Origin of the sequence: Streptomyces sp. NPDC049597 (assembly GCF_040675505.1) — a bacterium.
In the GTDB taxonomy this organism is placed as follows: domain Bacteria; phylum Actinomycetota; class Actinomycetes; order Streptomycetales; family Streptomycetaceae; genus Streptomyces.
The window spans coordinates 326,230-345,246 of record NZ_JBFAOY010000001.1 but is presented as its reverse complement, the minus strand read 5'-3'; the positions used below and the strand labels follow the sequence as shown (position 1 = coordinate 345,246).

Annotated in this window: 17 protein-coding genes; 10 read left to right on the top strand and 7 right to left on the bottom strand. The window is 72.6% G+C overall.

Features of this window, described 5'->3' with window-relative positions; all coding sequences use genetic code 11:
* Nucleotides 1–90: 90 nt before the first annotated feature.
* The 4 genes from murJ (at nucleotide 91) to AB0K02_RS01580 (ending at nucleotide 5,162) form a co-directional block, all read left to right on the top strand.
* Entirely contained in the window at nucleotides 91–2,166 is a 2,076-nt protein-coding gene (murJ, locus tag AB0K02_RS01595; RefSeq protein ID WP_365990317.1) for a murein biosynthesis integral membrane protein MurJ, read from the top strand.
* Nucleotides 2,167–2,189: 23 nt separating this feature from the next.
* Nucleotides 2,190–2,873 (top strand): response regulator transcription factor, encoded by a 684-nt coding sequence (locus AB0K02_RS01590; protein WP_365990316.1) that lies wholly within the window; start codon nucleotides 2,190–2,192, stop codon nucleotides 2,871–2,873.
* Between the two features lie 164 nt (nucleotides 2,874–3,037).
* Entirely contained in the window at nucleotides 3,038–4,480 is a 1,443-nt protein-coding gene (locus tag AB0K02_RS01585; RefSeq protein ID WP_365990724.1) for a HAMP domain-containing sensor histidine kinase, read from the top strand.
* Nucleotides 4,481–4,484: 4 nt separating this feature from the next.
* The gene (locus AB0K02_RS01580) at nucleotides 4,485–5,162 is read left to right on the top strand and encodes a hypothetical protein (protein WP_365990315.1); all 678 of its coding nucleotides are present in this window, start codon (nucleotides 4,485–4,487) and stop codon (nucleotides 5,160–5,162) included.
* Here AB0K02_RS01580 and AB0K02_RS01575 read toward each other — a convergent pair.
* Both AB0K02_RS01575 and AB0K02_RS01570 read right to left on the bottom strand, forming a co-directional pair.
* Nucleotides 5,128–5,943, bottom strand: coding sequence for a serine hydrolase domain-containing protein (locus AB0K02_RS01575; protein WP_365990314.1), 816 nt, complete (start codon nucleotides 5,941–5,943; stop codon nucleotides 5,128–5,130). The genes AB0K02_RS01580 and AB0K02_RS01575 overlap by 35 nt on opposite strands.
* 20 nt (nucleotides 5,944–5,963) lie before the next feature.
* Nucleotides 5,964–6,428 carry a GNAT family N-acetyltransferase gene (locus AB0K02_RS01570; RefSeq protein ID WP_365990313.1) on the bottom strand — a complete coding sequence of 155 codons (465 nt, stop codon included), beginning with the start codon at nucleotides 6,426–6,428 and terminating at the stop codon, nucleotides 5,964–5,966.
* An 87-nt stretch (nucleotides 6,429–6,515) separates the two neighbouring features.
* Between AB0K02_RS01570 and AB0K02_RS01565 the strand changes: the two genes are divergently transcribed.
* Nucleotides 6,516–6,977, top strand: a complete 462-nt coding sequence (locus AB0K02_RS01565) for a MerR family transcriptional regulator (RefSeq protein WP_365990312.1) — start codon at nucleotides 6,516–6,518, stop codon at nucleotides 6,975–6,977.
* Between the two features lie 267 nt (nucleotides 6,978–7,244).
* Here AB0K02_RS01565 and AB0K02_RS01560 read toward each other — a convergent pair whose 3' ends face one another.
* From AB0K02_RS01560 to AB0K02_RS01550, 3 genes are all read right to left on the bottom strand, one after another.
* A complete protein-coding gene (locus tag AB0K02_RS01560; protein WP_365990311.1) occupies nucleotides 7,245–8,114 on the bottom strand; it encodes a DUF4429 domain-containing protein in 870 nt (289 codons plus the stop codon).
* A gap of 66 nt (nucleotides 8,115–8,180) precedes the next feature.
* Complete coding sequence (locus tag AB0K02_RS01555) at nucleotides 8,181–9,401, bottom strand: alpha/beta hydrolase (protein WP_365990310.1); 1,221 nt, start codon at nucleotides 9,399–9,401, stop codon at nucleotides 8,181–8,183.
* Between the two features lie 811 nt (nucleotides 9,402–10,212).
* A complete protein-coding gene (locus tag AB0K02_RS01550) occupies nucleotides 10,213–10,854 on the bottom strand; it encodes a TetR family transcriptional regulator (RefSeq protein WP_365990309.1) in 642 nt (213 codons plus the stop codon).
* 116 nt (nucleotides 10,855–10,970) lie between these two features.
* On the opposite strand from AB0K02_RS01550, the gene AB0K02_RS01545 reads away from it, so the two are divergent.
* Together AB0K02_RS01545 and AB0K02_RS01540 are read left to right on the top strand one after the other, a co-directional pair.
* Nucleotides 10,971–12,593 carry an MFS transporter gene (locus tag AB0K02_RS01545; RefSeq protein ID WP_365990308.1) on the top strand — a complete coding sequence of 541 codons (1,623 nt, stop codon included), beginning with the start codon at nucleotides 10,971–10,973 and terminating at the stop codon, nucleotides 12,591–12,593.
* A 150-nt stretch (nucleotides 12,594–12,743) separates the two neighbouring features.
* Entirely contained in the window at nucleotides 12,744–13,121 is a 378-nt protein-coding gene (locus tag AB0K02_RS01540; RefSeq protein ID WP_365990307.1) for a peptidase inhibitor family I36 protein, read from the top strand.
* 28 nt (nucleotides 13,122–13,149) lie between these two features.
* Here the strand turns inward: AB0K02_RS01540 and AB0K02_RS01535 are convergent, their stop codons facing one another.
* The gene (locus tag AB0K02_RS01535; RefSeq protein WP_365990306.1) at nucleotides 13,150–13,911 is read right to left on the bottom strand and encodes an ion channel; all 762 of its coding nucleotides are present in this window, start codon (nucleotides 13,909–13,911) and stop codon (nucleotides 13,150–13,152) included.
* A 61-nt stretch (nucleotides 13,912–13,972) separates the two neighbouring features.
* Nucleotides 13,973–16,720, bottom strand: a complete 2,748-nt coding sequence (gene aceE / locus AB0K02_RS01530; RefSeq protein WP_365990305.1) for a pyruvate dehydrogenase (acetyl-transferring), homodimeric type — start codon at nucleotides 16,718–16,720, stop codon at nucleotides 13,973–13,975.
* Nucleotides 16,721–17,196: 476 nt separating this feature from the next.
* Here aceE and AB0K02_RS01525 point away from each other — a divergent pair, with 476 nt between their 5' ends.
* The 3 genes from AB0K02_RS01525 to AB0K02_RS01515 all read left to right on the top strand — a co-directional run bounded on the left by AB0K02_RS01525 (nucleotide 17,197) and on the right by AB0K02_RS01515 (nucleotide 18,996).
* Complete coding sequence (locus AB0K02_RS01525; RefSeq protein ID WP_365990304.1) at nucleotides 17,197–17,628, top strand: DUF3052 domain-containing protein; 432 nt, start codon at nucleotides 17,197–17,199, stop codon at nucleotides 17,626–17,628.
* Nucleotides 17,629–17,803: 175 nt separating this feature from the next.
* A complete protein-coding gene (locus tag AB0K02_RS01520) occupies nucleotides 17,804–18,262 on the top strand; it encodes a peroxiredoxin (RefSeq protein WP_365990303.1) in 459 nt (152 codons plus the stop codon).
* Between the two features lie 158 nt (nucleotides 18,263–18,420).
* Complete coding sequence (locus AB0K02_RS01515; protein WP_365990302.1) at nucleotides 18,421–18,996, top strand: TerD family protein; 576 nt, start codon at nucleotides 18,421–18,423, stop codon at nucleotides 18,994–18,996.
* Nucleotides 18,997–19,017 lie beyond the last annotated feature (21 nt).

The window sequence follows — 19,017 nt, the reverse complement described above, 5'->3', positions numbered from 1 at the left end:
ACCGCGCCGACGGCTTGCCGACCGGTCGCAACCGGCTTCGCGGGCGCGGGAGTTCCGGCTGCGCCGGGCAGCGCCGAATCTGCGGGAGCCGTGGCCGGCGGCCGAGCCGGGTGCGACCGGGTCTTCCCGGCCGGCTCGGCCGGTGCCGCCGAGGCGGACGCGGACGCGCCGGAGGCGGACCGGCTGGCCGGTGGGCCGGCCGGGCCGGTGGGCCGGGCTCTCGGCGACCGCGCGGTACCCGGGGCCGGGGGCCCCGCCGGGGTCGTGGCCGTTCCGGCTGGTCGGGACGGCCACGCGGGCGCGGGAGTTCCGGCTGCGCCGGGCAGCGCCGCGCCCGCGGGAGCCGTGGCCGGCGGCCGGGCCGGGTGCGACCGGGTCTTCCCGGCCGGCTCCGCCGACGCGGACGCGGACGCGCCGGAGGCGGACCGGTTTGTCGCTGCCCCGCCGGCGGGCGACTCGGTCGCGCCGAGCCGGGTCGGGCCCGCGGGTCCCGGGGCCGACGCCTGCGCCGCTCCGGCGGAGCGCGCGGTCGCCGGAAACGCCGTCCCCCGCGGAGCCGCGTCCGCCGCGCGCAGTGGTGCCGTCATGGCCGCCGGGTCCGTCGTGTCGCGGGCCACCGGGTTCGTGCGGTCCGCCGTCGTCGCCGCGGGGCTCGGGGTGGGGACCGCCGCCGACGGGTACGCCGTCGGCAACTCCGTACCCACCATCGTCTACATGCTCCTCCTCGGCGGCGCGCTCAACGCCGTCTTCGTGCCCGAGCTCGTCAAGGCCGCCAAGGAGCATCCGGACGGCGGCGCCGCGTACACCGACCGGCTGCTCACCGTCTGCGTGCTCGCCCTGCTCGGCATCACCGCCGCCGCCGTCTGGGCCGCGCCCGCGATCGTCGACGCGTACACGGACTACCCCGGCGAACAGGCCGCCATGACGGTCGCGTTCGCCCGGTACTGCCTGCCGCAGATCTTCTTCCTCGGCCTCTTCACCCTGCTCGGGCAGGTCCTCAACGCCCGCGGCCGGTTCGGCGCCATGATGTGGACGCCCGTCCTCAACAACCTCGTCGTCATCGCCGTCTTCGGCCTGTACCTCGCGGCCGGAGACGGCGGCGCGCTCACCCCCGCCGAGACCGCCCTCCTCGGCTGGGGCACCACCGCGGGCATCGCCGTCCAGGCGCTCGCCCTGCTGCCGTTCCTGCGCGCCGCCCGGTTCCGCTTCCGCCCCCGCTTCGACTGGCGCGGCAGCGGGCTCACCCGCCCCCTGCGCTCCGCCGGCTGGCTCGTCCTGCTCGTGCTGACCAACCAGGCCGCCTACTGGGTCACCACCAAACTGGCCACCGCAGCCGGCGCGCGGGCCGCCGCCGCGCACATCGACGGCGCCGGGTTCAGCGCGTACAACAACGCCTACATGCTGTGGGCCGTGCCGCACGGCATCGTCACCGTCTCGCTCGTGACCGCGCTCATGCCCCGTATGAGCGGCGCCGCCGCCGACGGGGACACGGCCGCCGTGCGCAGGGACGTCGCTTACGCGCTGCGCACCAGCGCCGCCCTGATCGTGCCCGCCGCGTGCGCGCTGCTCGCCCTCGCGGGGCCCGTGATGACGCTCGTCTTCCAGTACGGCGCGGTCGACGCCGACGACACCGCCGTCATGGCGGGCATCCTGATGGCGTTCGCCCCCGGACTCGTCGCCTTCTCCGGCCAGTACGTGCTCTCCCGCGCCTTCTACGCCCTGTCCGACACCCGCACCCCCTTCCTCCTCAACCTCGTGATCACCGGCCTCAACGCGGCACTGTCCGCGACCGCGTACACCCTGCTGCCCGCGCGCTGGGCCGTCACCGGCATCGCCGCGGCGTACTCGCTGGCGCTGTTCACGGGCTGGGCCGTCACGGCGTACGTCCTGCACCGCAGGCTCGCGGGCGGCAGCGGCGCCCTGTGGCGTTCGGCGACCCTGCGCGGGCAGCTGCGGCTGCTCGCCGCCGCCGCCCTCGCCACGGCCGCCGCACATCTCGCCGCCCGCTGGGCCGCCCCGGCCGGCGCGCTCGCCGCCGCCGCCGCGGGCGTCCTCGTGATCGCGGCCGTCCTCGCCCTGCTCGCCCGGCCCCTGCGGCTGGACGGGACCGCCGCGCTGCTGTCCGGGGCCACGGCCCGGCTCCGCCGCCGCACCGCCCGACGCTGACCACGACCTGGAGACACCCGCCCATGCCACGCGTCCTCCTCATCGAAGACGACCCCTCGGTACGCGAAGGGGTCGAACTCGGGCTGCGCCGCCGGGGCCACGAGGTCCGTACCGCCGCCACCGGCGAGGCCGGACTCGACGCCCTGCGCGCCTTCCGGCCCGACCTGCTGCTGCTCGACCTGATGCTGCCCGGCATGAACGGCGTCCAGGTCTGCCGCCGCGTACGGGAGAACAGCCAGCTGCCCATCATCATGCTCACCGCCCGCGGCGACGACTTCGACGTCGTCATCGGCCTGGAGGCGGGCGCGGACGACTACATCGTCAAACCGGCCCGGACCGAGGTGATCGAGGCCCGGATCCGGGCCGTGCTGCGCCGTATCGAGGGGCCGGGGGCTGGCAGGCCCGCCGTCGAGTCCCACGGCGAACTCGCCATCGACCGCGCCGGTCTCACCGTCACCAAGGCCGGCCGGCCGCTCGCCCTCGCCCCCTCGGAACTGAAGCTGCTGCTCCACCTGTCCGCCGCCCCGGAGCAGGTGTTCAGCCGCCAGCAACTGCTGGAGCACGTGTGGGAGCACAGTTACCACGGCGACGCACGGCTCGTCGACGCGTGCGTACGGCGGCTGCGGACCAAGATCGAGGACGGCTCGGGCGCCCCGCGGTACATCCAGACCCTGCGGGGCTTCGGCTACCGCTTCGGGCCGCTGTGAGACCCGCCGTGAAGCCCGCAGGGAAGCCCGGAGTGAAGCCCGCGGTGAAGCCCGCTACGGGGCCCGCCGTGAACTCCGCCGTGAAGCCCGCCGTGGGACGCCGGCGGAGCGGCGGGGACCGGGGGCCGGGCAGGCGCGGCGCCGGGAGCGGCGGCCGGGGCCGTATCGCCGCGTTCGGACTGCGCACCCGGCTGGTCATCGCCTTCCTGCTGGTGGCCGTCGTCAGCGCCGGGACGACCGCCGCGCTCACCTACCGCGAGGCGCGCAACGCGGTTCTCGCGAGCGCCCAGGACACGGCGGTGGAGTCCTTCCGCGAGCAGGTCCAGACACTCGGCGTCGGGCTGCCCGTGGACCGCACCGTGATGCAGGAAGTGCTGCGCGGCATCGCGCGCAAGGCCAAACCGCACCCCTGGTTCGTCTTCGCCGAGTACGGCTCGCTGCGGGCCTCCTCCGGCACGAGCCCCACATCGACCGTGATCACCGAGGAGCTGCGCCGCACCGCCCGCGAGGGCTCCCCGCACGGCAGCTTCGAACGCGTCGTCAAGGACGGCGTGCCGTACCTGACCATCGCCATGCCCGTGGTGGTGAAGGTCGGCGCGGGCGGAACGCTGCCCACGGGGCTCGTGCTGTACGCCGTGATGCCGATGTCGGACGAACAGGCGAACATCGACGCCCTGGTCACCGCGGCCCGCGACGGCGCACTGCCCGGCCTCGCCATCGCGCTCGTACCCGCGCTGATCGCCGCGCGCGGCGTCCTGCGGCCGGTCCGCGAACTGCGGGAGGCCGCCCGCTCGATGGGCAGCGGCCGGCTCGACGCCCGGATCCGGGCCCGGGGCCGCGACGAACTCGCCGACCTGGCCCACACGTTCAACGAGTCGGCGGCCCAACTGGAGAGATCCGTCGACGAACTGCAGAAGGCCGAGGCCCGCGCCCGCCGCTTCGCCTCCGACGTCTCGCACGAACTGCGCACCCCGCTCGCCGGAATGCTCGCCGTCACCGAGGTCCTCGACGAGGACGCGGACTCGCTCGACCCGGACACCGCGCGGGCCGTGCGGCTGATCAGCGCGGAGACGGGCAAGCTCGCGGTCCTCGTGGAGGACCTGATGGAGATCTCCCGCTTCGACGCCCGCGCCGCTGAGCTCAACACCGACGAGGTCGACGCCGCGGAGACCATACGCAAGACCCTGGAGAACCGGCACTGGACCGGCCAGGTGCGCACCGACCTGCCCGACGGCATCCGCTTCCGCCTCGACCCCCGCCGCTTCGACGTCGTCGTCGCCAACCTCGTCGGCAACGCGCTGCGCCACGGCGGCGCGCCCGTCACCGTACGGCTGCGCACGGGGGCGGCCCCGGACGGCACACCGCTGCTGGTCACCGAGGTCACCGACAGTGGGCCCGGCATCCGCCCCGACGTGCTGCCGCACGTCTTCGACCGCTTCTACAAGGCGGACGCGGCCCGTACCCGGTCGGCGGGCAGCGGACTCGGGCTCGCGATCACCCAGGAGAACGTACGGCTGCACGGCGGCACCATCCGCGCCGCCAACGGGCCCGGCGGCGGCGCGGTGTTCACCGTCGAGATCCCCGCGGACCACGGAAGGCGAGGGTGACGGCATGAGCACGAGGAAGCGCGGACGCGCCGTCCTGGCGGGCCTGGCGGCCGCGGTGTCGCTCACGGCGTGCGGCATCCAGGAGTCCGATGTCATCGAGGCGGGCGGCCCGGCCACCGTCGACGTGCTTCCCGCACGCGAGGTGCGGATGCTCCTGTTCTTCTACTCGCCCCAGGGCACGCTGATGCCGGTGAGCCGTTACACGGGCGAGCCCTTCGGTGACGACGCCGTCGAGCGCCCGCGGCCGTCGACCGCCAAGACCGTCGCCGCGCTGCTGAACGGCCCCAGCCCGGAGGAGGAGGGGTACGGGCTCCGCAGCGCCGTCGCCCTTCCGGCCCTCGCCTCCGCGCCCGAGGTCGAACCGGGCCGCGGCACGGTGGTCGTCACGATGGCCGCCCGCGTGTTCGATCTGACCGGGGCCGCGCGGCGGCAGCTCGTCTGCACGATCGCCTACGCCGAGGACGCCGAGGGGCAGACGGAGGTGACCCTGCGGGGGGTGGACGGCACGCTCGCACCGGCCCGCTGCGACGCCGGGTCGGGCCCGGCGCCGACGGACGTGCCGCGGGTGCCGGCCGCCGAACCCGAGGTGACGCCCGGGGGCACGGCCGGCCGGGACTCGCCTGCCGGCATGACACCCGCGGCCACCTCTAGCGACGCAGCTCCGCCAGCACCGCGTCCGTGAACGGCGGCCACGCCTCGATCGCCCACGGGCCGAACGCCCGGTCCGTGAGCGCCACGCACGCGGCCCGCGCGTCCGGGTCGATCCACAGGAACGTGCCGGACTGGCCGAAGTGGCCGAAGGTGCGCGGCGAGGACGAGGCGCCCGTCCAGTGCGGCGACTTGGCGTCACGGATCTCGAAGCCGAGGCCCCAGTCGTTGGGCTTCTGGTGGCCGTACCCGGGCAGGATCCCGGACAGCCCCGGGTGCACGACCGACATGGCCTCCAGGACCGTGCGCGGATCCAGCAGCCGCGGCGCCTGCACCTCGGCCGCGAACCGCACCAGGTCGTCGACCGTCGAGACGCCGTCCTTGGCCGGCGAGCCCTCCAGCGTGGTGGACGTCATGCCGAGCGGCTCCAGCACGGCCTGGTGCAGGTACTCGGCGAACGGGATCTCGGTCGCCTTGGCGATGTGGTCGCCGAGCGCCTCGAACCCCGCGTTCGAGTAGATCCGGCGCGTGCCGGGCGCGGACATCACCCGGTGCTCGTCGAAGGCGAGCCCCGAGGTGTGGGCGAGCAGATGACGGACGGTCGCGCCCTCGGGCCCGGCCGGCTCGTCGAACTCGATCGCGCCCTCCTCGTACGCCACCAGCGCCGCGTAGGCCGCGAGCGGCTTGGTGACGGAGGCGAGGGGGAAGCGGCGGCCGGTCGGGCCGTGGGAACCGGCCACGGTCCCGTCGGCGCGCACGACGGCGGCCGCCGCGGTCGGTACCGGCCAGTTCTCGATCATCGCCAGGCTGTGCATGCGTACGAGCCTAGACGGTGCTACAGGGTGAGCCGCATGGCCGGGTCCGGAGTGCGGACGAAGCCCAGCGACGCGTACAGCGGCTCGCCGTCCGAGGAGGCGCGCAGATCGATCCGGCGCACGTCCCGCTCGCGGAACCAGCCGAGCAGGCCCTCCATACAGGCGCGGGAGAGCCCGCGCCGGCGCATGTCCTCGTCCGTGGCGACGCTGAACACGTAGCCGGTGGTGCCCTGAGGGTTGCCCGGACCACCCAGCCGGTACTCGATCGTGCCCACCGCACAGGCGGCGAGCCCGCCGCCGGGCCGGTCGACGACGTACGCGGCCAGGTCGCCGGACGCGTCGGCCAGCCGCTCGCGCAGCGTCGCCACGGCGGCCGGCTGCCAGCTCACATCCGGGTCGGGGCCGTGGCAGGAGTCCTGCATGACCTTGCGGAGGCGGACCAGTTCTTCGGCGTCGGCGGGGCCGGCGGGGCGTGCGGGGCTCATGGCCCGGCAGGCTAGTGCGGGCTCCGCCCGGATCGCCACGGGATTGCGCTTGCTTCGAGTGCACTCCAGGGTTCTAGCGTGGAGCGCATGACGGTGATCGAGAGCACGTCCCCGACCGCCCGGACCGATCTCTGCAAGGCCGCACCCCGCGCGCATCCGCGCCCCGACGGCCAGGACCACTACACGATCAGCGAGGTCGTCTCCTTCACCGGACTCAGCGCGCACACCCTGCGCTGGTACGAGCGGATCGGACTGATGCCCCACGTCGACCGCTCGCACACCGGGCAGCGCCGCTTCAGCAACCGCGACCTGGACTGGCTCGCCTTCGTCGGCAAGCTCCGGCTGACCGGGATGTCCGTCGCGGACATGGTCAGGTACGCCGAGCTGGTCCGCGAGGGCGAGCACACCTTCGAGGCACGCGCGGACCTGCTGGAGCGCACCCGGCGTGACGTCGTCGACCGGATCGCCGAGCTCCGGGACACGCTCGCGGTGCTGGACCACAAGATCCAGTTCTACGCGGACGCCCGCGCCGGGAGGGAGCGGGGCTGATCTCAGGCGCGCACCGGCGACCCGCGGCCGCGGCTCAATCGGCTGCCGGCGCCCCAAGCCACTCCAGCCGCGGGGCCAGCAACTCGGCCGCCCTGCGCCCGTGTTCCCCACTCAGAGCCAGCGAACCGGGCAGCCACGCACGGTCGCCCCAACGGAAGCCGGGCTCGCCCGCGGCGGCCAGCTCCTCCGGGGTGAAGGGTCGCGCCAGCGGCAGCGCGGAGCGGGCCCGGGCCGGGAAACGCGATCAGACCGCCGGAGGCGCCGTGCTCACAGCTCCGCCAGCAGTTCCGCCTTCTTCTTGGTGAATTCCTCGTCCGTCACCAGCCCCGCCAGGTGCAGGTCCCCCAAGTGCCGTATCCGGTCCGCGATGTCCGCCGGGTCGCGGCGGGCGGGGGGCGCCGTCAGGGCGGGGGCGGGGGACTGGGCGCGGACGGACTCCAGTACCGCCGCCGCGAACGGCAGCGACTCGTGCACCGGCCCGTAGCCCAGCCCGAACACCACCGCCGCCGGATCCTGGTCCGCCTGCGAGGCCGGCGGGGCAGCGGGGGCGCAGGCGCCGGGGCGCGGCACCAGGCGCAGATAGCCGTCGAACGCCTCCGGGGAGCGCCACTCCACCCCCGTCAGCTCGGACACCGCGAAACTCTGGTCCCCCGCGTTCCACTTGGCCGTCGACGCCGCCGTGCGCGACCAGCGGAATCTCACGCGCGAGCCGTCGAAGGACGCCTTCCCGTCGTAGGCCTTGAAGCCCAGCGGCGCCGGGGGCGCGGCCACGGTGTACCGCTCGGCGGGACGGTCCGCGTCCGGGCCGAGCGCGTCGCGCAGCGCGTCCGCGTAGTACTCGGCGAGCGTCTCGCGCTCGGCCGACAGCACCAGCCGGTACGGATCGCTGGCATCCTTGAGCTGCCCCGCCGCCGCGTCCATCAGCGGGTCGGCGCCGGGTCTCGGCACGGCGTGCAGGACGACGGTCCCGGGCTTGCCGGGCGTGAGTGTCACCGTGGCCAACGCCTCGTGGGGGACGCGCCGTTCACGCAGGGCCGAGAAGAGCTTCGGCCTGCGGATCCCCCGATCGAAGCGGATGAGCACGGAGTCGGTCTCGAACTCCCAGGTGGCTTGAATACCGGCCAGCACATCACCCATGTGCCTCATCGTATGCGGCCGACGCCTGTCCGTCGCCCCTCGGTCACAAGCCCGTTCACCGACGCTCTACGCGCGTTGGCCCGCGTCCTCGCCGTAAATGCCACTGCGGCAGGTGTCGGTGGCGCCCGCGCAGCTGACGCCCTCGTACGAACCCACGCCGATCTCGGCGAAGTTGTCCAGGCTCTCCGTACCCGGCTCGAAATAGCCGGTGTGTCCGATCGCGCGCTCCGCGGAGACCACCCGCGCACCGAACTCCGGCGTCACCGGGTCCTCGCCGTGCCCGAGCCCGCCGACCGCCAGGTGCGGCACGTCCTGGATCCAGTCGTCGCTGTCGCGCGTGGCCCAGACGCGGGCGCCGGTCCCGAGCTCGGAGACGTGCTGGGCACGCATCCCCGGGCTGCCGGAGACCGCGATGTCCTCGACCCGCTCCGGCAGATTGCGGGCGGCCACCCCGCAGACCACGGAGCCGTAGCTGTGGCAGAAGAGCGCGATCCTGGAGTCGCCGGGCAGCGCTTCGGTGAGGGCCTTCAGCCGCACGGCGCCGCTCTCGGCGAGCCGCCCGATCGCGGAATCCATGCCGACGCCGACCGGCGAGGTGTAGTCGGCCCAGGCGATGACGGCGGTACGCACGCCGGGCGCGGCGACCCGTTCGGCCGTGTACAGCGACTGCGCCATGCCGACCGGCGCGGTGTACTTGCGGGCGGTCTTCTGGAACGTGAGCAGATTGGTGTCGACGCCGGGGACGATCACCGACACCCGTTCGGCGCGGTCGAGGTCGCCGAAGACCTCGGCGACCCGGCCGGGCCCCGTCGGGTCGAAGGCAAGGATCTGCCGACCGCTGTCCATCAGCGCGCGGAACCGGTGCATCCGCCGGACCGCCTCGTGATGGCCTTCCGCGGTGAGGCCGGGGTCGGCGACCCGCCGCCGTTCGGCGGCGAGGGACGCGGCGAGCGCCTGGCGGTTCGCCCGGTAACGCAGGGTGACCGGCGCGCCGTTGAGGTTGCCCACCACATGAGGGAAGTCGGCGGCGAGCCGCTTGCCCCCGGCGCTGCCGATCGACGCGAAGAACGCGGCGAGCCGGGCGGGTGCCGAGTCCGGCGCGGGCAGCGCCTCGGCTCCGATCCGGGCCTTGCGCCAGCCCGCCAGTTCGGCGGCCAGAGCGGTGCGCGGGCCGCCCTGATCTCGTATGGCGGTCCACCCGGTGGTCGCGAGCATCATGAAGACCACCGTCAGGGCGAGCAGGGCGCGCCAGACGGTCGGGGCGGGGGAGGCGTCGAAAGAAGTCACTGCGGGACACCCTAGGAGAAGGGTGGCCACGGGCGCGAAGAGGGTGAGGCAGATCACGTGTGAAGGAGGAATGAAGGGGCAGGAGGGTGACGTTCCGTGCGCGCGGCGTACGCATCGGCACAACGCGCGCGCCTGCGCGCCGCGTTGACGCGCCCCGCGCCGCGTCCGGCCGAGCACGTGCCGGGCCCCGCGCCCGCGCGTGGCGCCGGACACCCGTACTCCTGCCGGGTGTTGCGCCGTGTCGCCCCGAGCGCGACCAGCTGCCGGCCGTACGCGCCCGGGCGCCGCGCGCGCCGCCGAGCGCCGGGCCGCGCTGGTCCGTCAGCGGCGCGGCCACCGAGGCCGCACCGCCATCTGGTCGTGCCTCGTGCCATGAGCGCGGCCGCTCGGCGTTCGCTGCCTCCGCGGGCGGGCCGGGCGCCGACAGTGAACCGCCGTCTGCCGCCCCCGGTGCGTCGTGTCGCGCCTCCGCATCGTGCGCGCGGCCGCTCGGCGTTCGCTGCCTCCGCGGGCGGGCCGGGCGCCGACAGTGAACCGCCGTCTGCCGTCCGCGATGCGTCGTGTCGCGCCTCCGCATCGTGCGCGCGGCCGCTCGGCGTCCGCTGCCTCCGTCGGCGGGCCGGGCGGGCGCGGTCGCACAACCGCCGTCTGCCGCCCGCGGTGCGTCGTGTAGCGCCTCCCGCCGTGGGCGTCCCTCCCCTCCGGCGGCGGGCCGGGCAGGCGACGCCGCCCGCCCTGTCCGGCGCCGTGGCGCAGCACGCGCACCGGTCTCACCCGCCCGGCCGGCGCGAGCACCGCGCACCCCGCGGCGTCAGCCGCCCCCGCGCCAGTCGCCCGCCAGCGCCGGGCCCAGATGGTCGAGATAGGTCTCGGTCAGCGCGCGGATCGCCTCCACGCTCGGGTCCTCGCCCCGGCCCCACAGCCGACCGGTCATCCGCATGACCCCGCCGAACGCGGCCACCGCCACCCGCGGCCGCGGGTCGGCGTCCACGTCCAGGCCCTCGCGCTCGGCGATCAGGCGGGCGAGCAGGTCCTCCATGTCCGCGGAGCGCCGCAGATGCGCCGCGAGCAGTGCCGGGGTCGACTCGATCATCAGGAAGCTGCGCATGTACAGGTCGAGCGGGACGATCTCCTCGATGGCCACCCCGATGGTGTCCCAGGACGCGGAGACGGCGTTGCGCATCGCCTCGAACGGGCCTTCCTCGGCAGGGCGTTCGCGCAGGGCGGCGAGGTAGTGCGACTCCGCCAGTTCCTGGACGGCGAACGCGACCTCCTCCTTGCTGGCGAAGTACCGGAAGAAGGTGCGCTGGGACACCTCGACCGCGTCGGCGATCTCGTCGACCGTCGTCGTCTCGTATCCCTGCGTGGTGAACAGCTCGAGGGCCACGCGCACCAGGGCGTCGCGGGTGCGCTGCTTCTTACGGGCGCGCAGTCCGGTCGGCTCGACCGTCACGTCATCGTCCTCTTTCCCCGGCATTCGTCCAGCTCAGCGTACCTGTGGGCGAGCTGACAGCTACCGACTACCGAATGCGTTTGTCAACTGTCAGCCGCTGACATTAGCCTCGCCGTATGACTAGTCGGACCACCGTCGCAAAGGCGCCGAGAGAGCCCGGAGGTCCCCAGGACTCCGCCCCGGCGCCCGTCAAGGGGCTGCGCGGCCACCCCTGGCTGACCCTGTTCGCCGTCGCCATCGGTGTGATGACGGTCGCGCTGGACGGCACGATCGTCGCGATCGCCAACCCGGCGATCCAGAAGGACCTCGGCGCATCCCTGTCACAGGTCCAGTGGATCACCAACGGCTACCTGCTCGCCCTCGCCGTCGCCCTGATCACGGCGGGCAAGCTCGGTGACCGCTTCGGCCACCGCCAGACGTTCCTGATCGGCATCGCGGGCTTCGCCGCGGCCTCGGCGGCGATCGGCCTGTCCGACTCCATCGCCCTCGTCATCCTGTTCCGCGTGTTCCAGGGCCTGTTCGGCGCGCTGCTGATGCCGGCCGCCCTCGGCCTGCTGCGTGCCACGTTCCCCGCCGAGAAGCTGAACATGGCGATCGGCATCTGGGGCATGGTCATCGGCGCCTCCACGGCGGGCGGCCCGATCCTCGGCGGTCTGCTCGTCGAGCACGTCAGCTGGCAGTCGGTGTTCTTCGTCAACGTGCCCGTCGGCGTCGTCGCCCTCCTCTTCGGTCTGGTGATCCTCCGGGACCACCGCGCGGAGAACGCGCCGCGTTCGTTCGACGTCCCCGGCATCGTGCTGCTCTCGGGGGCCATGGGCGCGCTGGTCTACGGCCTGATCAAGGCCGGCGAGTCCTGGGGCTGGGGCGGCGGCCGGACCTGGCTCTGCCTCGGCGGCGCGATCCTCCTCTTCGCCCTCTTCGCCTTCTGGGAGACGAAGGTCGAGGAGCCGCTGATCCCACTCGGTCTCTTCCGCTCCGTCCCGCTCTCCGCGGGTACGGTCCTGATGGTGCTGATGGCCTTCGCCTTCATGGGCGGCCTGTTCTTCGTGACGTTCTACCTCCAGGGCGTCAAGGGCCTCAGCCCGGTCGACAGCGGTCTGCGGCTGCTGCCCCTGACGGCGATGATGATCGTGTCCTCGCCGCTGGCGGGCGCTCTGATCACCACGTTCGGACCGCGCGTCCCGCTCGTCGGCGGCATGGTCTGCACGGCGGTCGCGATGTTCGGGATGACCGCCCTGACCGAGGGCACGGGTACGTTCGTGATGTCCCTCTGGTTCGCCCTGCTGGGTCTCGGCCTCGCGCCGGTCATGGTGGGCGCCACCGAGGTCATCGTCGGCAACGCGCCGCTGGAGCTCTCCGGCGTCGCAGGCGGCCTCCAGCAGGCGGCCATGCAGGTCGGCGGCGCGCTCGGCACCGCCGTGCTGGGTGCCGTCATGTCCTCCAAGGTGAGCGCCGAGTTCGCGGACAACTGGCGAGAGGCGGGCATTCCCGTCCCGCCGGACCCGCGACTGGAGGAGGCCGCCGAGTTCGGCGCCGTCCCCGAGGAACTGGCGAAGGCGCCCGGCGTGACGCCGGACCTGGTCACCAGGATCGGTGACGTCATCCATGACACGTTCATGTCCGGCATGGGCCTGGCGTTCACCGTCGCCGGCGTCGTCGCGGTCGTCGCCGCCCTGGTCGCCATGCTCACCAAGCGCGGCGAGAACGCGGAGGCCGGTGCGGGCGCCGCCCACATCTGACGTCAACGCAGCGCCCGCCGGAGTCCCGCCGGACACTCCCGGCGGGGCTCTCGCCTATCCGGGTGATCACGCGGCCGCCCTCTTCCGCGGCCGTGCCGGCGCAGGTCAGGCTGCGGTCAAGTGATCCACACGACACGGGGGACGATCCGTATGCGTACGACTGTGTTCGCGGCGGCCGCGCTGGCCGCCACCGCCCTGCTCGCACCCGCCGCCGCGTCCGCGGCCCCGGCGGCCCCGCCTTTGCGCCTCGGGGCGTGCGCCGCCGGTGAGTTGTGCCTCTGGGCGAAGAGCGGCTTCCAGGGCGCCCGCACGGCCCATGAACTCGCCGGCACCGACATCGACAGCTGTGTGCCGCTCCCGGCCGGCACCACCGCGGTCTCCCTCGCCAACCGCACGGGCCGCCCGGTGACCACGTACCAGTCCGCTGAGTGCGCGGAGACGGGCGAGTTCGAGACCTACCCCGGCGGCGGTATCTGGGTGCCCGAATCCCCCTACCGGGTAAGGGCGTTCAAGATCTGGGAGAACTAGATCCAGAGCAACCGAGGCGAACCGGGCCTCAACGGTCAGCCTGCCCGGGCACGGAAGCGCCCGCCTCCGTGCCCGACAGCCGCGCCACCTCCGCGCGGAGCTGCTTCACCTCGCTTGTCAGCGCCTCCAGCAGCGCGGTCTGCCGGCGCTCCTCGGCGTCGTCCCTCTCGAAGCGGGCGATGAACCAGGCCGCGATGTTCGCCGTCACCACACCGAGCAGGGCGATGCCCGAGATCATCAGTCCGACCGCCAGCAGCCGGCCCAGCCCGGTCGTCGGCGCGTGGTCCCCGTAGCCGACCGTCGTCATCGTCGTGAACGACCACCACACCGCGTCGCCGAGTGTCCTGATGTTTCCGCCCGGCGCGTCCCGCTCCACCCGCAGGACCGCGAGCGAGCCGAACATCATCAGCCCCACCACGGCGCCGCCCACGTAGGTGGTCAGCGTGATCTGCGGGGCCATCCGGGCCCGCCGCCCCACCAGCAGCAGGGTGGAGACCAGCCGCAGCAGCCGCAGCGGCTGCACCAGCGGCAGGGCCACCGCGAGCAGGTCCAGCGGATGGCTGCGCACGAACAGCCACCTGCCCGGCGCCAGGGCCAGCCGTACGAGATAGTCCGCCGCGAACGCCGCCCACACGGCCCACTCGGTCACCGTGCACGCGCTGTGCACCCACGCGTCCGCGCCGGGCGCCACGATCGGCACCGCGTACGCGACGGCGAACGCCACGGCGAGACCCAGCAGCGGCCCCTGGGTGCGCGCCTCCCAGCGCATCTGCGCCGTTCGTTCCTTCATGGGGCGCATCGTAAAGGGGGTGTGCGGGGACGAACCCCGCACACCCCCAGGACGGGAGCGGCTACGCGTCGCCGCCGGCCGCGCCGGGATCCGCGGCCGACACGTCGAGCAGCTGGTAGCGGTCCACCGCCTGCTTCAGCACGCTGCGGTCCACCTTGCCCTCACGCGCCAGCTCGGTGAGCACGGCCAGCACGATCGACTGCGCGTCGATGTGGAAGTACCGGCGGGCCGCGCCGCGCGTGTCCGCGAAGCCGAAACCGTCGGCGCCCAGCGAGGTGTAAGTGCCCGGCACCCAGCGGGAGATCTGGTCCGGTACCGAGCGCATCCAGTCCGAGACCGCGACGAACGGGCCCTCGGCGCCGGACAGCTTCTGCGTCACGTACGGGACGCGCTGCTCCTCCTCGGGGTGGAGCAGGTTGTGCTCCTCGGCCTCGACGGCGTCGCGCCGCAGCTCGTTCCAGGAGGTCGCCGACCACACGTCGGCGCGTACGTTCCACTCCTCGGCGAGGATGCGCTGCGCCTCGACCGCCCACGGCACGGCCACACCCGACGCCATGATCTGCGCCGGGATCGCGCCCTGCTCGCCGCGCCGGAAGCGGTGGATGCCCTTGAGGATGCCCTCCACGTCCACGTCGGCCGGCTCGGCCGGGTGCTGGATGGGCTCGTTGTAGACGGTGAGGTAGTAGAAGACGTCCTCGCCGTGCGGGTGCTCGGCGTCGCCGCCGTACATCCTGCGCAGACCGTCCTTGACGATGTGCGCGATCTCGAAGCCGAACGCGGGGTCGTAGGCGACACAGCCCGGGTTGGTGGAGGCGAGCAGCTGCGAGTGGCCGTCCGCGTGCTGCAGGCCCTCGCCGGTCAGCGTGGTGCGGCCGGCCGTCGCGCCCAGCACGAAGCCGCGCGCCAGCTGGTCGGCCATCTGCCAGAACTGGTCACCGGTGCGCTGGAAGCCGAACATCGAGTAGAAGACGTAGACCGGGATGAGCGGCTCGCCGTGGGTCGCGTACGCCGAACCGGCCGCGATCAGCGACGCCGTGCAGCCCGCCTCCGAGATGCCGTCGTGCAGCATCTGCCCGGTCGGCGACTCCTTGTACGCGAGCAGCAGCTCGCGGTCCACGGCCTCGTACTGCTGGCCCAGCGGGTTGTAGATCTTCGCACTCGGGAAGAACGAGTCCATGCCGAAGGTGCGGTACTCGTCCGGCGCGATCAGCACGAACCGCTTGCCGATCTCCTTGTCCCGCATGAGGTCCTTCAGCAGCCGGACGAACGCCATGGTGGTGGCGATCGACTGCTGGCCGGAGCCCTTCTTCACGGCCGCGTACGTCTTGTCGTCGGGCAGCACGAGCGGCTTGGAGCGCACGACGCGGGTGGGCACGTAACCGCCGAGCGCCTTGCGGCGGTCGTGCATGTACTGGATCTCCTCCGACTCCGGGCCCGGGTGGTAGTACGGCGGCAGGCCGGACTCCAGCTGGGCGTCGGAGATCGGGATGTGGAGGCGGTCGCGGAAGCCCTTGAGGTCGTCGACCGTCAGCTTCTTCATCTGGTGCGTGGCGTTGCGGCCCTCGAAGTTCGGGCCGAGCGTCCAGCCCTTGACCGTCTGGGCGAGGATCACGGTTGGCTGGCCCTTGTGCGCGCGCGCCGCCGCGTACGCCGCGTAGATCTTCCGGTGGTCGTGCCCGCCGCGGCCCAGCATGAGGATCTGGTGGTCGCTCATGTTCTCGACCATGGCGCGCAGTCGGTGGTCGTCACCGAAGAAGTGCTGCCGGATGTACGCGCCCGTCTCGGTGGCGTACGTCTGGAACTGGCCGTCCGGCGTGATGTTGAGCTTGTTGACCAGCACGCCGTCGCGGTCCTGCGCGAGCAGCGGGTCCCAGGTGCGGTCCCACACCAGCTTGATCACGTTCCAGCCGGCGCCGCGGAACTGCGACTCCAGCTCCTGGATGATCTTGCCGTTGCCGCGGACCGGGCCGTCGAGGCGCTGCAGGTTGCAGTTGACGACGAAGGTCAGGTTGTCCAGGCCCTCGCGGGCGGCGATGGACAGCTGGCCCAGCGACTCGGGCTCGTCCATCTCGCCGTCGCCGAGGTAGGCCCACACGTGCGAGTCGGAGGTGTCGGCGATGCCGCGGGCCTCCATGTAGCGGTTCATCCGCGCCTGGTAGATCGCGCCGAGCGGGCCGAGGCCCATCGAGACGGTCGGGAACTCCCAGAAGTCCGGCATCAGCCGCGGGTGCGGGTAGCTGGACAGGCCGTACGGCGCCTTCGACTTCTCCTGGCGGAACGCGTCGAGCTGCTGCTCGGAGAGCCGGTCCAGCAGGAACGCGCGGGCGTAGATGCCGGGGGAGGCGTGCCCCTGGAAGAAGATCTGGTCGCCGCCCTTGCCGTCGTCCTTGCCGCGGAAGAAGTGGTTGAAGCCCACGTCGTACAGGGAGGCGGAGGACGCGAACGTGGCGATGTGGCCGCCGACGCCGATGCCGGGGCGCTGCGCGCGGGAGACCATCACCGCGGCGTTCCAGCGGGTGGCGTTGAGGATCTTGCGCTCGATCTCCTCGTTGCCGGGGAAGAACGGCTCGTCCTTGGTGGCGATGGTGTTGACGTAGTCCGTGCTGCGCATCTCGGGCACGGCCACGCGCTTCTCGCGCGCCCGCTCGATCAGGCGGAGCATCAGGTAGCGGGCGCGCTCGCGGCCCCGCTCGTCGACGGCGGCGTCGAGAGAGTCCAGCCACTCCTTGGTCTCTTCGGGATCGAAGTCCGGGACCTGGCTGGGAAGGCCGCCAATGATGATCGGGTTGCGATCGGATCCGGAAGCCACGCTATTCCTTCGCTGTTCGGGGGTCTGCCGCGACAAGATCACGGGAAGACGCGCTGACGTGATGTCGGGGAAGCTGTCGCACCGCCTCCATCGTGTACCGCAGGGAGGCGTACGTCACCTCTACCGAGGGGTAACCCCCGGACTTCGTGACATCGGGCCGAGGCCCCGGGTACCGGCCCGGCCAAATCGCAACCATACGCTCAACCCGTCCATGCGTTTCGTTCGGTCGTTCGGTTCCGATTGAGGGATCGAGGGGTAGGTATGCGGCAATGACGGACAAAAGGCGTGGTCCCTTCACGCACGGGTCACCGGGCGCTGCCTGGAGTTGCGCCGAGACGGCCGCAAACGTCACCGTTTCGGCGGTCCGTACGGCCGGGTACTTGCGCGATCCGTCCCGCCCGTGTGGACTACGGCCAATGCCACGCGTACGCGCGTGGCCTCAAGGCATTCCAAAGAACAAGATCAGGAGGCAAGCCGTGAGCGCGACCGCGGACCACGCGGAGACGAACCTGGCCGCAAGGCTGGGTTTCCAGCCCGACCAGGTGGTCCAGGAGATCGGCTACGACGACGACGTCGACCAGGAGCTCCGCGAGGCCATCGAAGAGGTCACCGGCACGGAGCTCGTCGACGAGGACTACGACGACGTGGCCGATGCCGTGGTGCTCTGGTTCCGCGAGGACGACGGGGACCTGACCGATGCGCTGGTGGATGCCATCGCCTACATGGAGGAAGGCGGCCAGATCCTGCTGCTGACGCCGAAGACCGGCCGTGACGGCTACGTCGAGCCCAGCGAGATCGGCGAGGCCGCCACCACCGCGGGGCTGTCGCAGACCAAGAGCATCAGCGCCGGCAAGGACTGGGCGGGCACCCGTCTGGTGACGCCGAAGGCCGCGGCGAAGAAGCGCTAGGCCGCGAGGAGCGCCGGCCGCGGCGCCGTGTGCGATCCGACAGCATCGCGAGGCCCCCGCCGACACCTCCCCCGACCCGGGGGGAGCAGTCGGCGGGGGCCTCGCGCATGGGGCCCGCGCCTTCTGCGTAGGGTGGTCGTTCACCTGACCGGCTCACAGAAGGGATGCGTTTTCCATGGCCATCGAGGTCGGTGACAAGGCTCCGGAGTTCGAGCTCAAGGACAACCACGGGCGCACCGTCACGCTGTCCGAGTTCCGCGGCGAGAAGAACGTGGTGCTGCTCTTCTACCCCTTCGCCTTCACCGGCGTGTGCACGGGAGAGCTGTGCGCCCTGCGCGACGAGCTGCCGACGTTCGTCAACGACGACACCCAGCTCCTCGCGGTCTCCAACGACTCGATCCACACCCTGCGCGTCTTCGCCGAGCAGGAGGGCCTCGAGTACCCGCTGCTGTCCGACTTCTGGCCGCACGGCGAGACCTCCCGGGCCTACGGCGTCTTCGACGAGGAGAAGGGCTGCGCGGTGCGCGGCACCTTCATCATCGACAAGGAGGGCGTCGTGCGCTGGACCGTGGTCAACGCCCTGCCCGACGCACGCGACCTGAACGACTACGTCGAGGCCCTCGGCGCGCTCTGAGCCGCTCCCGGCGCACCGGCCGCCGCGGACCACGGGGTTTCCCGGCGATCGCCCGGAAATAGCACGGCGGCCGGGAACCGGTCACTAGGATCCTTTCGTTGATCCCAACAGCAACGAACGACGGGGGCGCTGCCCCTGAACATCCAATGGAGGGACTCGTGGGAGTCAGCCTCAGCAAGGGCGGCAACGTCTCGCTGACCAAGGAGGCCCCTGGCCTGACCGCCGTCACCGTCGGTCTGGGCTGGGACGTTCGCACCACCACCGGCACCGACTTCGACCTCGACGCCAGCGCCATCCTGGTCAACGCGCAGGGCAAGGTCCGCAACGACCAGGACTTCGTGTTCTTCAACAACCTGAAGAGCGCCGACGGCTCGGTCGAGCACACCGGTGACAACCTCACCGGCGAGGGCGAGGGCGACGACGAGCAGGTCAAGGTGAACCTGGCCGGTGTCCCCGCCGACGTCGACAAGATCGTCTTCCCGGTGTCGATCTACGACGCCGAGACCCGCCAGCAGTCCTTCGGCCAGGTCCGCAACGCCTTCATCCGCGTCGTGAACCAGGCCGGCGGCGCCGAGATCGCGCGGTACGACCTCTCCGAGGACGCCTCCACCGAGACGGCGATGGTCTTCGGCGAGCTCTACCGGCACGGTGCGGAGTGGAAGTTCCGCGCCGTCGGCCAGGGTTACGCCTCGGGCCTGCGCGGCATCGCGCAGGACTTCGGCGTGAACGTCTGAGCCCAGCAGTTCCCATGTCCG

Bases quoted from the DNA above. Each gene is read 5' to 3' on its own strand.
- AB0K02_RS01535 (WP_365990306.1), bottom strand. From the start codon at position 13,911: ATGAAGGAACGAACGGCGCAGATGCGCTGGGAGGCGCGCACCCAGGGG.
- AB0K02_RS01540 (WP_365990307.1), top strand. From the start codon at position 12,744: ATGCGTACGACTGTGTTCGCGGCGGCCGCGCTGGCCGCCACCGCCCTG.
- AB0K02_RS01575 (WP_365990314.1), bottom strand. From the start codon at position 5,943: ATGCACAGCCTGGCGATGATCGAGAACTGGCCGGTACCGACCGCGGCG.
- AB0K02_RS01560 (WP_365990311.1), bottom strand. From the start codon at position 8,114: ATGGGTGATGTGCTGGCCGGTATTCAAGCCACCTGGGAGTTCGAGACC.
- AB0K02_RS01520 (WP_365990303.1), top strand. From the start codon at position 17,804: ATGGCCATCGAGGTCGGTGACAAGGCTCCGGAGTTCGAGCTCAAGGAC.
- AB0K02_RS01545 (WP_365990308.1), top strand. From the start codon at position 10,971: ATGACTAGTCGGACCACCGTCGCAAAGGCGCCGAGAGAGCCCGGAGGT.
- AB0K02_RS01580 (WP_365990315.1), top strand. From the start codon at position 4,485: ATGAGCACGAGGAAGCGCGGACGCGCCGTCCTGGCGGGCCTGGCGGCC.
- AB0K02_RS01590 (WP_365990316.1), top strand. From the start codon at position 2,190: ATGCCACGCGTCCTCCTCATCGAAGACGACCCCTCGGTACGCGAAGGG.
- AB0K02_RS01570 (WP_365990313.1), bottom strand. From the start codon at position 6,428: ATGAGCCCCGCACGCCCCGCCGGCCCCGCCGACGCCGAAGAACTGGTC.
- AB0K02_RS01565 (WP_365990312.1), top strand. From the start codon at position 6,516: ATGACGGTGATCGAGAGCACGTCCCCGACCGCCCGGACCGATCTCTGC.